The 13,482-nt window shown below is 66.5% G+C and carries 11 protein-coding genes; 2 read left to right on the top strand and 9 right to left on the bottom strand.

Annotation, left to right across the window (positions count from 1 at the left end; all coding sequences use genetic code 11):
- Nucleotides 1-2: 2 nt before the first annotated feature.
- On the top strand, nucleotides 3-2,384 hold the full coding sequence (locus tag IB274_RS00565; protein WP_192430203.1) for an efflux RND transporter permease subunit: 2,382 nt from the start codon (nucleotides 3-5) through the stop codon (nucleotides 2,382-2,384).
- A 132-nt stretch (nucleotides 2,385-2,516) separates the two neighbouring features.
- Here IB274_RS00565 and IB274_RS00560 read toward each other — a convergent pair whose 3' ends face one another.
- Entirely contained in the window at nucleotides 2,517-3,314 is a 798-nt protein-coding gene (locus IB274_RS00560) for a cyclase family protein (protein WP_192430202.1), read from the bottom strand.
- A gap of 112 nt (nucleotides 3,315-3,426) precedes the next feature.
- Here IB274_RS00560 and IB274_RS00555 point away from each other — a divergent pair, with 112 nt between their 5' ends.
- Nucleotides 3,427-3,843, top strand: a complete 417-nt coding sequence (locus IB274_RS00555; RefSeq protein WP_192430201.1) for a carboxymuconolactone decarboxylase family protein — start codon at nucleotides 3,427-3,429, stop codon at nucleotides 3,841-3,843.
- A gap of 502 nt (nucleotides 3,844-4,345) precedes the next feature.
- On the opposite strand, the gene IB274_RS00550 is transcribed toward IB274_RS00555, so the two are convergent.
- The 8 genes from IB274_RS00550 to IB274_RS00515 form a co-directional block, all read right to left on the bottom strand.
- Entirely contained in the window at nucleotides 4,346-5,446 is a 1,101-nt protein-coding gene (locus IB274_RS00550; RefSeq protein ID WP_192430200.1) for a chlorophyllase/cutinase-like alpha/beta fold protein, read from the bottom strand.
- A gap of 37 nt (nucleotides 5,447-5,483) precedes the next feature.
- A complete protein-coding gene (locus IB274_RS00545) occupies nucleotides 5,484-7,124 on the bottom strand; it encodes a BatD family protein (protein WP_192430199.1) in 1,641 nt (546 codons plus the stop codon).
- Nucleotides 7,121-8,881 carry a VWA domain-containing protein gene (locus IB274_RS00540; protein WP_192430198.1) on the bottom strand — a complete coding sequence of 587 codons (1,761 nt, stop codon included), beginning with the start codon at nucleotides 8,879-8,881 and terminating at the stop codon, nucleotides 7,121-7,123. Before IB274_RS00540 ends, IB274_RS00545 begins: the two co-directional genes overlap by 4 nt.
- Entirely contained in the window at nucleotides 8,878-9,912 is a 1,035-nt protein-coding gene (locus IB274_RS00535) for a vWA domain-containing protein (protein WP_192430197.1), read from the bottom strand. Before IB274_RS00535 ends, IB274_RS00540 begins: the two co-directional genes overlap by 4 nt.
- Nucleotides 9,905-10,402 (bottom strand): DUF4381 domain-containing protein, encoded by a 498-nt coding sequence (locus tag IB274_RS00530; RefSeq protein ID WP_192430196.1) that lies wholly within the window; start codon nucleotides 10,400-10,402, stop codon nucleotides 9,905-9,907. The genes IB274_RS00535 and IB274_RS00530 overlap by 8 nt, the downstream gene beginning before the upstream one ends.
- Nucleotides 10,399-11,343: a DUF58 domain-containing protein gene (locus IB274_RS00525; RefSeq protein ID WP_192430195.1), complete on the bottom strand. Its 945-nt coding sequence runs from the start codon at nucleotides 11,341-11,343 to the stop codon at nucleotides 10,399-10,401. The genes IB274_RS00530 and IB274_RS00525 overlap by 4 nt, the downstream gene beginning before the upstream one ends.
- 1 nt (nucleotide 11,344) lies before the next feature.
- Nucleotides 11,345-12,304: an AAA family ATPase gene (locus IB274_RS00520; protein WP_045211803.1), complete on the bottom strand. Its 960-nt coding sequence runs from the start codon at nucleotides 12,302-12,304 to the stop codon at nucleotides 11,345-11,347.
- 61 nt (nucleotides 12,305-12,365) lie between these two features.
- Nucleotides 12,366-13,238 (bottom strand): DUF1353 domain-containing protein, encoded by an 873-nt coding sequence (locus tag IB274_RS00515; RefSeq protein WP_192430194.1) that lies wholly within the window; start codon nucleotides 13,236-13,238, stop codon nucleotides 12,366-12,368.
- Nucleotides 13,239-13,482 lie beyond the last annotated feature (244 nt).

Here is a 13,482-nt window from a genome sequence, read left to right as displayed (position 1 = left end):
CAATGAACGCTCTGAACAAGCATCAACAGGACAAGGCGACTTTCCTGGAACGCATCATCTTCACCCACCGGCCGTTCGTGATCATCGCGTGCCTGCTGGTGACAGTCTTCCTCGCCTGGTCGGCCACGCAGGTGCGCCCGTCCACCAGCTTCGAGAAGATGATTCCGCTGCAGCACCCGTTCATCCAGAACATGCTGGAGCACCGCAACGACCTGGCCAACCTCGGCAACACCGTGCGCATCTCGGTGGAAGCGGTGAATGGCGACATCTTCACCAAGGAATACATGGAGACGCTGCGGCAGATCCATGACGAGGTCTTCTACATCCCCGGCGTCGATCGCTCCGGCATGAAGTCGCTGTGGAGCCCCAGCGTGCGCTGGACCGAGGTGACCGAGGAAGGCTTCGCCGGTGGCGAGGTGATCCCGCAGACCTACGACGGTTCCGCCAAGGCCCTGGACCTGCTGCGCAACAACGTGCTCAAGTCCGGCCAGATCGGCCGCCTGGTGGCCAACAACTTCAAGTCGAGCATCGTCGACGTGCCGCTGCTGGAGGTCTACCCGGACCCGAAGGACCAGGGCAAGCTGATGAAGCTGGACTACCGCCAGTTCTCCCATGAGCTGGAAGAGAAGATCCGCGACAAGTACCAGCTGCAGAACCCCAACGTGAAGATCCACATCACCGGCTTCGCCAAGAAGGTCGGTGACCTGATCGATGGCCTGCTGATGGTGGTCGGCTTCTTCGGCATCTGCTTCGTCATCACCCTGGTGCTGCTGCTGTGGTTCACCAAGTGCGTGCGCTCCACCATTGCCGTACTGTCCACCACGCTGGTGGCGGTGATCTGGCAACTGGGCATCCTGCACCTGATCGGCTTCGGACTGGACCCGTACTCGATGCTGGTGCCATTCCTGATCTTCGCCATCGGTATTTCCCACGGCGTGCAGAAGATCAACGGTATCGCCCTGCAGTCCAGTGACGCGGAAACCCCGCTGCTGGCGGCCCGCCGTACCTTCCGCCAGCTGTTCCTGCCGGGCATGATCGCGATCCTCGCGGACGCCGTGGGTTTCATCACCCTGCTGGTGATCGACATCGGCGTGATCCGCGAACTGGCCATCGGCGCGTCCATCGGCGTGGCGGTGATCGTGTTCACCAACCTGATCCTGCTGCCGGTTGCCATTTCCTACATCGGCATCAGCAAGAAGGCGGTACAGCGCAGCAAGGAAGACGCCGTGCGCGACCATCCCTTCTGGCGTGCGCTGTCCAACTTCGCCAGCCCGTCGGTGGCGCCGATCTCCGTGGTCATTGCCCTGGCGATGTTCGCCGGCGGCATGTGGCAGGGCCATCACCTGAAGATCGGCGACCTCGACCAGGGAGCGCCGGAACTGCGTCCGGACTCGCGCTACAACCTGGACAACGACTTCATCATCCGCAACTACTCGACCAGCTCCGACGTGCTGGTGGTGATGGTGGCGTCCGAGGCCGAAGGCTGCTCCACTCACAAGACCCTGTCCGCCATCGACGAGCTGGCCTGGCGCCTGGAGAACACCCAGGGCGTGCAGTCGGCCATCTCCCTGGTCACCGTCTCCAAGCAGATGATCAAGGGCATGAACGAAGGCAACCTGAAGTGGGAGTCGCTGTCGCGCAACCAGGACGTGCTGAACAACTCCATCAGCCGCGCCGAAGGCCTGTTCAACAGCAACTGCTCGCTGGCGCCCCTGTTGGTGTTCCTCAACGACCACAAGGCCGAGACCCTCGACCGCGCCGTGGCCGTCGTGCAGGACTTCGCCAAGGCCAACGAGAAGGATGACCTGAAGTTCAAGCTCGCCGCCGGTAACGCCGGTATCGAGGCCGCCACCAACGACGTGATCAAGCACTCGGAACTGACCATCCTGATCCTGGTGTACATCTGCGTGGCGCTGATGTGCCTGATCACCTTCCGCTCCTTCGCCGCGACCCTGTGCATCGTGCTGCCGCTGATCCTCACCTCGGTGCTGGGCAACGCGTTGATGGCCACCCTGGGCATCGGCGTGAAGGTGGCAACCCTGCCGGTGATCGCGCTGGGCGTGGGTATCGGCGTGGACTACGGCATCTACATCTACACCCGCCTGGAGTCCTTCCTGCGCCAGGGCCTGTCCCTGCAGGAGGCCTACTACGAGACCCTGAAGTCCACCGGTAAAGCGGTGCTGTTCACCGGCCTCTGCCTGGCCATCGGCGTCGCCACCTGGATCTTCTCGGCGATCAAGTTCCAGGCCGACATGGGCCTGATGCTGACCTTCATGCTCCTCTGGAACATGTTCGGCGCCCTGTGGCTGCTGCCGGCGCTGGCGCGCTTCCTGATCAACCCGGAGAAGGTGCGTCAGAAGAAGGCTTCGATCCTGGTGCACTGATCGGCGCTTCAGCCATAAAAAACGCGGCCCTCGGGCCGCGTTTTTTTATGCTCTTCGTAGGAGCGAGCTTGCTCGCGAACAGCTTCGCAGCAGGGGCTGGTTCGCGATCAAGCTCGCTCCTACAGGTTCAAGTCAGGGCAGGATGGCAAACACCCGCGCCGGGAAGCCCGTACCCTGGGCAATCTTCGGGAAACTCACCACCGCCAGCGCGCCGGCTTCGGGCACCTTGTCGAGGTTGGCGAGCAGTTCGATCTGATAGTGGTTGGTGCCCAGGATGTAAGACTCCAGCGAATAGTCGTCCTTGCTGGTGGCGATACCCGGATCGGTGTCGGTGGTCTCGTGGCCCGATGCAGTGATCTTGCGCGTCTCGTAGAGATACACCAGCGCCTCCTTGCTCCAGCCCGGATAGTGCGCCACGCCCTTGGCGTCCTGGTTCTGCATCTTCGCCTGGTCCGGCCAGCGCTTGGACCAGTCAGTGCGCAGCGCCGCGAAGGAGCCTTCCGGCACTTTGCCGTGCTTCGCCTCCCAGGCCTTCACATCGGCCAGGGTGAGCACGTAGTCGGGGTTCTTCGTCACCTGCTCATGGATGTCGAACACCACCAGCGGCAGGAACTGCTCCTTCACGTCCAACTGGTCGACGCTGCGCAAGCCCTTGTGGAAGTGCACCGGCGGGTCGACGTGGGTGCCCCACTGGCCGACGTGGCTGTACAGCTCCACCTGGAAGCCGTCCTTGTCCACGGTGTAGAGCGTCTTGCGGCCCATGGGTTCGAAGCCTTTCCAGTGCGGCGTGTTGCTGTCGAACGAGTGGGTCAGGTCGACGAAAGTGTGTTGCTTGAGGCTGGCGTAGGTATCCCACAGGCCGGGCTGGGCAGCCTGGCTCGCAGCGGGCAACAGGGCGGCGGCGAAGAGCAGGGCGGGGAGGCGTTGCATGGGTCTGATTCCTTGACGGGGATGGGAGAAAGCGCCTTATCTTTCTCCATCGCTTGCCCCGCCTACCAATTCTGAATTCTGCTTTTCTTATTCCTTTCCGTTAGGAGACCCCATGTCCTTCCAGCTCATCGAGTACGCCGAAGCCAGCCCCGAGGTCCGTGCCGTCTACGACGACATCATGGCGACCCGCAAGATCGACTGGGTCAACAACTTCTGGAAGGCCCTCGCCAACCATCCGCAGACCCTCAAGCGCACATGGGAAAGCCTCAAGGAAGTCATGGGGCCGGGGCAACTCGACCCGCTGGTGAAGGAGTTGATCTACGTCGCGGTGAGCGTGACCAACAACTGCAATTACTGTATCGGTTCTCACGGCGCGGCGGCGCGCAAGGCGGGGATGGACGATGCCATGCTTGGCGAGCTGATGGCGGTGGTGGCCATGGCCAATGAGACCAATCGGTTGGCCATCGGCTACCAGGTGCCGCTGGATGATGTGTTCAAGGGGGCGGTGATGGAGAGCAGCGGTGGCTGAGATGGCTGGGGCGGGGCGCGCAGCCAGGGTTAGGGTTAGGGCACGCCCAAACGACGGAATTTCATCGTAGGAGCGGAGCTACTCCGCGATGCTCTTGCTTGGGGTTCGGTATTTCTGCGCCGCTTTGGTGTGCGCGTAGGCATAGTGTTTCGCCCCCTCGGGCGACCCACTTTGGCAAACGCCCCAAAGTGGGCAAAGGTCTTGCCCCGGACATCCGGTTTTTCGCTTAGGCGAAAAATTCCCTCGTTGAAGCGGAGTTTCAGGGGCCCGCTGCGAAGGGCCATCCCTGGCCCATCGCAGCTCTCGCGACATCCATGTCGCTCGACCCCTGAAACTCCGCTTCAACGAGGCCTCCTGAACGGGGCATTCGGCGCGTGCGGATATGGCTCTGGAAGACTCAAGAGCCAAAGCCAAAGCTGGGTAATTGAATGGGCAAGTGCTCTTCGTAGGACCGAGGGGGGCGCCTAGCCCTTGCTCGCCAACCCGCCATGTGTCCGACCCATCAGGGGCTGGCTTGGGATAACCGCAGGATCGCCTTCACCGGCGTTCCGTCACTCCAGCGCCCCATGGACAACTGCGCCGGCCCGCCGCCCAGCGCGTAGTCGCGGTCCTGGCCGTAGAAGGCTGCATCGTACAGTGCATCGAACAGCTTCCAGGGTCCGAACCAGTCCATCGCATCGGTGGCCAGCGCGTTGTGCGCCGAGGGTTGCCCCTGTTTGAGCCGTTGCTTCACGCGTTCCTGCACGCGGTTGAGCAGCCAGCTGGAAGAGTCGCTGGGCGGGTAGCGCGGATCGAAACGCGGCGCGGTCGGCGCTGCGTGATTGGCCAGCAGCGGCGGGCTGCCGTGGCGGTCGCTGCGCAGCAGGAGCAGGTCCTTGTCGCGCGATGCGACCTGGGTGCTCTCCGCGTAGACGCGTCGCGCGTCATCGCAGGCGACGCGTTCGTCCTCATCACCACAAACAGCCAGCAACAAGGTGCCGGCGGGAATGTTTGCCAGTGGTTCCAGTGGCACCTGCCGCCAGCGCGGGCCGCTGCTCTTGCCCGGCTCAACTGCCATCAGCGCGCGCGGTTGTGGCACGCCGAGGCGTTGCCAGGAGGCTGCCAGCCCGCTGGCGATCAGGCCGCCCGCCGAATGGCCGACATAGGCGACGTGCTCCAGCTCCGGCTTCACCCCCAGCGTGCCCGCCTGCAGATCGGCGAGGGCACGGCGCACGGAATCAGCGGCGTTGGGCAGAAACTCCGCCGCCGGCGTCTTCAGTGTCGCCTGGTAGCGTGGGTAGATGAGGATGGCGCCGCGCCGGACGATGTGCTCGATCCAGGCGCGGTAGAGGTCGGGCTGCATGACGCTCCAGCCGTGGGTGAAGACCACGACGGGGGCTGTGGCCGGGACTGGGCGGTCCGGGGTGAACACCCAGTACTCGTTGCCGTCGGTGGTGAAGTGCCACTGGCGCACGTCGGCGTGGGCATAGTTCGAGCCGCCGGGGCCCTGCAGTGGCTGGGACGGTGGCAGGACCTCGGCAGCGCTCAGCGGGGCTGCCTGGAGCAGGTTGCAGATCAGCAGCAGGCCGGCGGCCAGCGCTGGAATCAGCCGGTGGGCGGGCATGGAGGCACCTCTGGCGGGGATGCCTCCAGCATAGCCGTCAGCGTGGATAGAGCGGTGGCAGGCTACTGGCTTCCGGCGCTGGCGGTGCGTCCGGATCGGCGCCGGGAAGGGTGCGGATGGCGCGCCAGAGGTCTTCGCCCTGCCAGTTGCGACCGCCTTCGCTGTCGCTGTAAAGCGCGCCGTTGAGGCCGTCCAGCGCATCGGACAGCGGCACGAAGCGCGCTGCCATGTCGGCCAGGGTTTGCGGCTGCTGGCGGGCCCAGGCGTCCAGCGCCTGGCGGGTGGCGTGGGAGTCGTTGGCCTGGCAGGCGCGGCGCAGTTCGTCGAGCAGCGTGCGGGTGCTGGGGCCGGCCTGCGCCACGCGGATTACCGCCGGCTGGCTACGCGCGCGCCACCACAGACCGAAACCGAGCAGGGTGGTCAGGCTGAGCAACGCGCAGGCGAGCTGCCAGGGCCACAGCAGCGTATCGCTGACCACTGTTTCGCTGGGCGCGGCGGGGGGCTCGGTGTGTTCTTCCAGCTGCGCGTTTGCGGCAACCTGCAGCGTGCGCGCGGGCAGGCTGGTGCGTTCGACGCGGCGCTCCTGGGTGTTCCACCAGACGATTTCCACCGGCGGCAGCTCCACCGGGCCTGCCTTGTCGGCGATCAGCGCTTCACGCTCTTCGCGACTGCCGATCATGCCCTGGTCGCTGGCCTCGTTGGCCAGCTGCGGCTGGTCCGGATAATGGCGCAGGCCCTCGGGCAGGATGATCGGCAACGGCGGAAGCTGGGCGCTGGAGAGACCGTCTACGCGCAGCATGATGTTGCGGGTCAGCGACTCGCCGGCCTTGGCTTCCTCGGGCTGCGGGCTCCAGGTCTCGGTCAGGCTGAGCGAACGGGCGGGTAGCCATGGTGCGTCTTTCGGGTAATCGGCCGGCTTGGGATCGACCTGCAGCGGGATGCTCGGCGAAACCACTCTTATCTGCTTGCCCGTCGGCGGGCCGAAAGGGTTGTCATCATTGCGGCGTTGCGCGACCTGGGTGGCGTTGAAGGTCTGGCCGGGGATTTCCAGGGTGCCGCTGGTCTGCGGGAAGATCGCGTAGCGCACTTCGATCACGCCGTGGCGTACGCCGTTGATGTCCTTCTCGTAGGTGCGAGGCTCGCCCAGCTGCTCGACGCGGGCGTCGTTCATGCGCAGCGGGCTGAGGCTGCTGTCGTCGTACAGCGACACCGAGTGGTAGATGCGCAGGGTGAGGATCACCTGGGCCTGCACCCAGCTTTCCTCGCGGTCGACGCTGGCGTCGATGAACACCGGGGCGAGCTTCTGTCCCTCGGCGCTGTCCTCGGCCTTGAGCACCTCGAGGCTGATCGGTTCGCTGGCGTTGCCGCCCAGGTGGATCGGCGGGATTTCCACCTTGCCTTCGTTGCGCGGCTGCAGGGTGATGATCCAGCGCGTGGTGGCCTGGGACTTGCCGTTGAGGGTGGTCAGGCGGTTGACCTGGCGGGTGCCGAGCACCACGAACTGCTCGTCCAGCGGCTTCAGGTCTGGCTTGCCGAACAGCGTGGGGTCGTCGGATTCCAGCGTCAGCTCGACGCTCTCGCCCTGGTTCAGGCGCGCGCGGTCGACGCTGGCGGTGAAGCTGGCCTCGGCGCGGAAGGCGGCGAGGCAGAGCAGGGTCAGGCAGATCAGCCTTTTCATGGGTTGGGTTCCTGGCGCTGCTGCTGTTGCTGATACCAGAACTTGCGGCGCAACAGCTCGGACGGGTCGTCGGGAATCTGCCGCAGCCACTGTTCCAGGGCCTGACGGCGCTCGTCACCCAGTGGACCGGCATCTTCCGGGTTGGTTTCCTGTTCTTCGCGGGCGTCTTCGCCGGGCTTGTCGCTCTGGCTGGCGGAGGGACGGTCGGCTTCCTGCGAAGGGTTCTTCGCCGCCGGTGCCGGCTGCGAGTCGCGTTCGCTGGAGTGTTCTTCCTCTTGCTGCTGCTCCTGCGGCTTGGCGGCCTGGGGATCGCTGCTCTGGGCGGGGTTCTGGTTCTGCTGCGGCGGCTGGTCGCTGCCATCGCCCGAGGGGTTGTCCTTGCGCTGGCGCAGCAGGTCTTCGAGCAGCGCCTTGTTGCGCTTGGCGGCTTCCAGCTCGGGGTCGCGCTCCAGCGCCTGGTCATAGGCGTCGATGGCGGCTTCCAGTTCGTTCTGTTTCGCCAGGGCATTGCCGCGGTTGTAGTGGTCCGCGGCCGCGTCGCCCTGGGCGAAGGCCTGGGCGGCGTCGACGTAGTCGCCGGCGCGGTACAGCGCCAAGCCTTTCCAGCGGAAGTCGTCGAAGCGCTCGGCGGCTTCGGCAGGGTGCCCTGCATCGAGCAGGCGCTGGCCCTGCTGGTCCGGCCGCAGCCAGAGGTCGTTGAACTCGAAGGCGTTGGCATCCTGCGGCGGCGCCCACAGCAGCGGCAGCAACAGTGGCAGGCTGAACAGCCAGCCGCGACGGCCGGCGCAGGCGGCGAGCAGCAGTAGCGGCAACAGCAGCCAGTAGCCCTGGTCGGCCCAGCGTTGCAGGCGCAGCAGGGCATCTTCTTCGCTCACCTGCAGGCCCTGGGTGCTGTCCAGCAAGCCGAGGGAACGCAGGTCGCTGCTGTTGGCGCGCAGGCGCTGGAAGCGTCCGCCCATGTCGGTGGCGAAGGCACGCAGCGAGTTTTCGTCTAGCCGCGGCACGAGAATGTTGCCCTGGTCGTCCTTGAGGAAGGTGCCGTCTTCCTGGGCGATGGGCGCGCCGCCGGGGGTACCGACGGCGAGCAGCAGCAGGTCCTTGCCCTTGCCTTTGAGGGCCTGGCGGATGCCCTGGCGTTCGCGGGCGTCCAGCGCGCTGGTGATCAGCAGGATGCGGCCGTTGCCCTCGGCGCCGTTGTCCAGCAGGCGGCGCGCTTGGGCCACGGCAAGATCGGCGCGCTGGCCGGGCTCGGGCATGATCGACGGCTTCAGGGCGTCGATGAGATTGCGCGCGGTGCCTAGGTCATTGGACAGCGGCACCAGCGTGTGGGCGCTGCCGGCGTAGACGACGATGGCGGTCTGCGCGTCGCTGCGGCTCTGCAGCAGGTCGAGCAGCTTGTGCCGGGCCTGCTCCAGGCGCGTCGGCTTGAGGTCGGTGGCGAGCATCTGCGGGGTGAGTTCCAGCACCACCACCAGCGGGTCGCTGCGCTCCATGGTCGGTTGCTCCACCTGCTCCCAGCTCGGGCCGAGCAGGGCGAGCACCGCCTGCAGCCAGGCGATGCCGAGGTAGATCCACGGGCGGCGTTCATGGCGGCCGCTGCCGCCGGACAGCAGCCACGGATGGAAGGCCGGGGGCAGCAGCAATTGCCAGCGGCCGGCGCGGCGTTCGCGGTGCCAGAGTTTCCACAGCAGCCAGCCGAGCGGCAGCAGCAGGATTAGCCACAGCGGGTGCAGCAGGTGCGGCCAGACGTGGCTCATGGCCGGCGCTCCTTCTGCAGGCGCGTCACCCAGGCGGGCCAGCGCCAGTCCTCGGGCGGCCACAACGTTCCGACGACCAGCGCCGCGCTGATCAGCAGGGCCAGCAGCAGCGGCCAACGGTACAGCGCGATGGCCGGGCGTGCCTGGGTCGGCTTCTGCTCCACCGGTTCGAGCTGGTCGAGGCTATCGGAGATGCGTTGCAGCTCTTCACCGTTGCGCGCCCGGAAGTATTCGCCGCCGGTGCTTTCGGCGATGGCCTTGAGCGTCGGTTCGTCCAGGTCCAGCCCCGGATTGAGGCCGAACAGCCCGGCGACGCCGCCCTGTTTGGGATCGGCGCCGATACCGATGGTGTAGACCTTCACCTGTTCTTCGGCGGCGAGTTTGGCGGCGGTCTGCGGGGAAATCTCGCCGGCGGTGTTTGCGCCGTCGGTGATCAGTACCAGCACGCGGCTCTCGGCAGGGCGCTGGCGCAGGCGTTTGACCGCCAGGCCGATGGCGTCGCCCAGGGCGGTGTCCTTGCCGGCGATGCCGATCAGCGCCTCGTCCAGCCAGATGCGCACGGTGTGGCGGTCGAAGGTCAGCGGCGCTTGCAGGTAGGCGCGGGTGCCGAACAGGATCAGCCCGACACGATCACCCCGGCGGCCTTCGATGAAGTCGCCGAAGAGCTTCTTCACCAGGTCCAGGCGGCTGACTTCCGCGCCGTCCCAGGTCATGTCGGCGTAGTCCATGGAACCGGAGACGTCGACCGCCACCAGCAGGTCGCGACCGGTGGCCGGGATTGGCAGCGGCTCGCCAACCCACTGCGGGCGCGCGGCGGCCAGCAGCAGGCAGAGCCAGAGCAGGGCGAAGGGCGCCTGTTGGCGCCAGGCCGGCAGGCGGGCGCGGGCGCGGCGGCCGGCGAGGCCTTCGAGTTCCTTGAGGAAGCTGACCTTGATCGCCGCCTCGCCGTTGTCGGCCGGCGGCAGGATGAAGCGCATCACCCAGGGCAGCGGGGCGAGCAGGAAGATCCACGGCCAGGCGAACTCAAACATGCTTGCGCACCCAGGTTTCCACCGATGCAGCGAGGCCGTCGATGGCCTTGTCGTCCAGCTTGCACTCGGCGCGGTAGCCGCCTTCCACCAGGATCATCCAGCGGGTCAGGCCGGCGGCCGGGCAGCGGGTATCGAGGAAGGCCAGCCAGGCGCGGCCGCTCAGGGTGTGGCTGTGGCTCTCCGGCCAGCGGGCACGGGCCAGGCGCTTGAGCAGGCCGTTCAGTGATTGCAGCCAGGGCCCGGCTGGTGCCCGGTCGTAGGGGCGCGGCAGGTGCTTGAGCTCTTCCAGCGCGGCTTCGCGCAGCGGGTCCAGCGGCACTTCGGCAACCACCTTGGCCTTGCGCCTGGGCAGCCAGCGCTGGCGGTTGCGCCAGAGTACCCAGAGCAGCAGTGGCACCAGTGCGGCGAGCAGCCACCAGCCTGGCGCCGGTGGCCACCAGGGCACCGCAGCGGGTTCGATCAGCGGTTGCAACTGGTCGAGGGGATTCATTTCGCGTAGCCCGGCTGGTGCTGTTCCAGCAGGTTGCGCAGCTGTTCCACCAGTTCTTCCTGGGTGGTCAGCGGCAGCAGCGGCACGCCCAGACGCAGGGCCAGACGCTTCCAGCGCTCGCGACGGGCTTCGCCGAGGGCGCGGTAGGCCAGGCGTTGCTCGTCGATGTGGGTGTCCAGTTCCAGCTGTGCCTGACCCTCGGCGAATCTCAGCAGGCCGGCGGCGGGCAGGGCGTGATCGAGCGGGTCGGACACCGGCAGCATCACCAGGTCGGTGTGGCGTGCCAGCAGGGATAGCTGCTGTTCGGCGACGTCACTGAGCGCGCGTTCGTCGCACAACACCATGATCAGGCTGCCGGGGCGCAGCACCTCGCGGGCGCGACGCAGGGCCATGCCGAAGCCGTCGCCGCTGTGGCTGAGGTTGGAGCCGGCGAGCAGCGCATTGTTGGCCCGCACGATCAGGTTGAACAGCTGCAACAGGCTCTGCTTGCTGCGCCGCGGCTTGATCTCGTGGCATTCGCTGTCGGTGAAGACCAGCCCGCCGATGCGGTCGTTGTGCGCCAGCGCGGCCCAGCCGACGAAGGCGGCGGCGCGGGCGGCGAGCACGGACTTGAAGCACAGCCCGGAACCGAAGAACAGCCGCGCGCTCTGTTCGACCAGCACATACACCGGGCGCTCGCGCTCCTCATGGAACAGCTTGGTGTGCGGCTCCTGGCTGCGTGCGGTGACGCGCCAATCGATGGTGCGCACGTCGTCGCCGGCCTGGTAGACGCGCACTTGGTCGAAGTCCACGCCACGGCCGCGCAAGCGCGAGTGGTGCAGGCCGATCAACGGGCTGCGCCGCGAGGGTGTCGAGAACAGCTGGACTTCGCGCAGGCGATGACGGATCTCGATCAGCTCGCCGAGCGAGACGGCCACGCCGGGCGCCAGGACGTTGTGCATGTCAGGCGACGGCGACCACGTCGAGGATGCGCTGGACCACACGGTCCTGGTCGATCCCGGCGGCTTCCGCCTCGAAGGTGAGGATCAGGCGATGGCGCAGCACGTCGAAGAGCATCGCCTGGATGTCCTCGGGGCTGACGAAGTCACGCCCGGCCAGCCAGGCGTGGGCGCGTGCGCAGCGGTCGAGGGCTATGGAACCGCGCGGGCTGGCGCCGTAGGACAGCCACTCGGCCAGTTCGGCGTCGTACTTGGCCGGGGTGCGCGTGGCCATGATCAGTTGCACGAGGTATTCCTCCACGGCGTCGGCCATGTACAGCCCGAGGATTTCGTGGCGGGCGGCGAAGATGGCTTCCTGGGTGACCCGGCGCTCTGGCTTGGTCTCGCCGTGCAGCGCTTCGCCTCGGGCCTGCTGGAGGATGCGGCGCTCCACGGAGGCTTCCGGGTAGCCGATCTTCACGTGCATGAGGAAGCGGTCGAGCTGTGCCTCGGGTAGCGGGTAGGTGCCTTCCTGCTCGATGGGGTTCTGCGTCGCCATCACCAGGAACAGCGGCGGCAGGTCATAGGTGCTGCGACCCACGCTGACCTGGCGCTCGGCCATGGCTTCGAGCAGGGCGGACTGCACCTTGGCCGGTGCGCGGTTGATTTCGTCGGCCAGCACCAGGTGGTGGAAGATCGGCCCCTGCTGGAACACGAAGCTGCCATTTTCCGGGCGATAGATCTCTGTGCCGGTGATATCGGCCGGGAGCAGGTCAGGGGTGAACTGAATGCGGTGGAACTCGGCTTCCAGGCCTTCGGCCAAGTCCTTGATCGCCTTGGTCTTGGCCAAGCCCGGTGCTCCCTCCACCAACAGGTGGCCGTCGGCGATCAGGGCGATGAGCAGCCGCTCGATGAGCTTTTCCTGGCCGAGGATCTGGCTGGAGAGATACTGGCGCAGTGCAAGGAGCGACTCACGATGTTCCATCGCGTGGATTTCCTGGACGAAGGGTGGGGCTGTCGGGCCGCCTACTTTACTGCATCGGCCCTCACTCTTGCAGCGCTGCGCTGCGAGCCTTGTGCGGCGCTAGTGGTTCCCGATGGACTTCGAGGCCGGGCAGGGGAGTCAGGCAGCGCAGCAGGGTATTGGGGTTGCGCTGGTGGCGCATGTCGCGCGCGCCGCCATGGACCACCGCGAAGCGGTAGACCCAGGCCACCAGGCGCGGCATGCCGGCGCGCAGCAGCATGCGGTGGAACAGTTGGTCCGCCTCGGCCTTGCTCACCGGGGCAACGTTGAGGAACTGATACAGCGCGTCGTGCACCAGACTGGCGTGGTGCGCCACCGGCCAGAACATCACGCGCTCCTTCTGCTGGCCGTGGCGCAGGCACTGCACGCTTTCCAGGTGTTCCCACCAGTCCGGCGTGCCAAGGGTGGCGATCCAGAAGAACGGCACTTTCGGCGAGCAGCCGTCCCAGGCATAGGTGCGGGTGCAGCCGAAGTCGTAGCCCACGGTACCGGCGGCGAGGTCCACGCTGGCGGGGCCGGGGTTGATGATGAGGCGCCCGTCGTGCACCACCAGCCATTCGCTATAGAAGAAGCGGCCGTCGAATACCGGGTCTTCGCAGACCAGCGGGAAGTCGATGTAGTTGATCCACGGGCCGTTGCGATCGCGGCTGCAGAAGCCCCACTCGCGCACCGAGCGCTCGCGCGCGGCTTCGACACGGCGAAGGCGCTCATCGCGACCGACGATGCGCGGCAACAGCACGCCGAGATAGACCGGCACCGCGCCGATCAGCAGCGGCCGTACGGCCTCGTCGAGGAACAGCCAGGCCAGCATCAGCAATGCCACGCCCAGCAGGGTGACCAGCAGGTTGTCCAGGTGGCGCAGCAGCGGGCGGTGCAGGGGCGGGTGGCGTTGCATGGCGTCCGTTCCAGATCAGGAATTGCCATGATAGCGCTTTGATATTTCTGGCGGCAGATACGGAACGATCGTACTGCGAAATCGGTCGTCCTCGCGTGGACGATGAGCCTGCATGCCGTTGACCGAATATGTCGCAGCCCCGTAAGCCAGCGCCGGGTGACTCCCGATAAGCTCGGTGGGATCGATGACCGCCCGGTCGGGGCTGTCAATCGAGGGTCACACTGCCCGTCTATACCTGTGGCCC

The sequence above is a fragment of the Pseudomonas sp. PDM18 genome, from assembly GCF_014852585.1.
Lineage (GTDB): Bacteria > Pseudomonadota > Gammaproteobacteria > Pseudomonadales > Pseudomonadaceae > Pseudomonas.
This window is presented reverse-complemented; position numbering and strand designations above follow the sequence as displayed.

What these genes read in the sequence shown, in the direction of transcription:
- IB274_RS00565 (WP_192430203.1), top strand. Translation starts at nt 3, where the DNA reads ATGAACGCTCTGAACAAGCATCAACAGGACAAGGCGACTTTCCTGGAA.
- IB274_RS00560 (WP_192430202.1), bottom strand. Translation starts at nt 3,314, where the DNA reads ATGCAACGCCTCCCCGCCCTGCTCTTCGCCGCCGCCCTGTTGCCCGCT.
- IB274_RS00555 (WP_192430201.1), top strand. Translation starts at nt 3,427, where the DNA reads ATGTCCTTCCAGCTCATCGAGTACGCCGAAGCCAGCCCCGAGGTCCGT.
- IB274_RS00550 (WP_192430200.1), bottom strand. Translation starts at nt 5,446, where the DNA reads ATGCCCGCCCACCGGCTGATTCCAGCGCTGGCCGCCGGCCTGCTGCTG.
- IB274_RS00545 (WP_192430199.1), bottom strand. Translation starts at nt 7,124, where the DNA reads ATGAAAAGGCTGATCTGCCTGACCCTGCTCTGCCTCGCCGCCTTCCGC.
- IB274_RS00540 (WP_192430198.1), bottom strand. Translation starts at nt 8,881, where the DNA reads ATGAGCCACGTCTGGCCGCACCTGCTGCACCCGCTGTGGCTAATCCTG.
- IB274_RS00535 (WP_192430197.1), bottom strand. Translation starts at nt 9,912, where the DNA reads ATGTTTGAGTTCGCCTGGCCGTGGATCTTCCTGCTCGCCCCGCTGCCC.
- IB274_RS00530 (WP_192430196.1), bottom strand. Translation starts at nt 10,402, where the DNA reads ATGAATCCCCTCGACCAGTTGCAACCGCTGATCGAACCCGCTGCGGTG.
- IB274_RS00525 (WP_192430195.1), bottom strand. Translation starts at nt 11,343, where the DNA reads ATGCACAACGTCCTGGCGCCCGGCGTGGCCGTCTCGCTCGGCGAGCTG.
- IB274_RS00520 (WP_045211803.1), bottom strand. Translation starts at nt 12,304, where the DNA reads ATGGAACATCGTGAGTCGCTCCTTGCACTGCGCCAGTATCTCTCCAGC.
- IB274_RS00515 (WP_192430194.1), bottom strand. Translation starts at nt 13,238, where the DNA reads ATGCAACGCCACCCGCCCCTGCACCGCCCGCTGCTGCGCCACCTGGAC.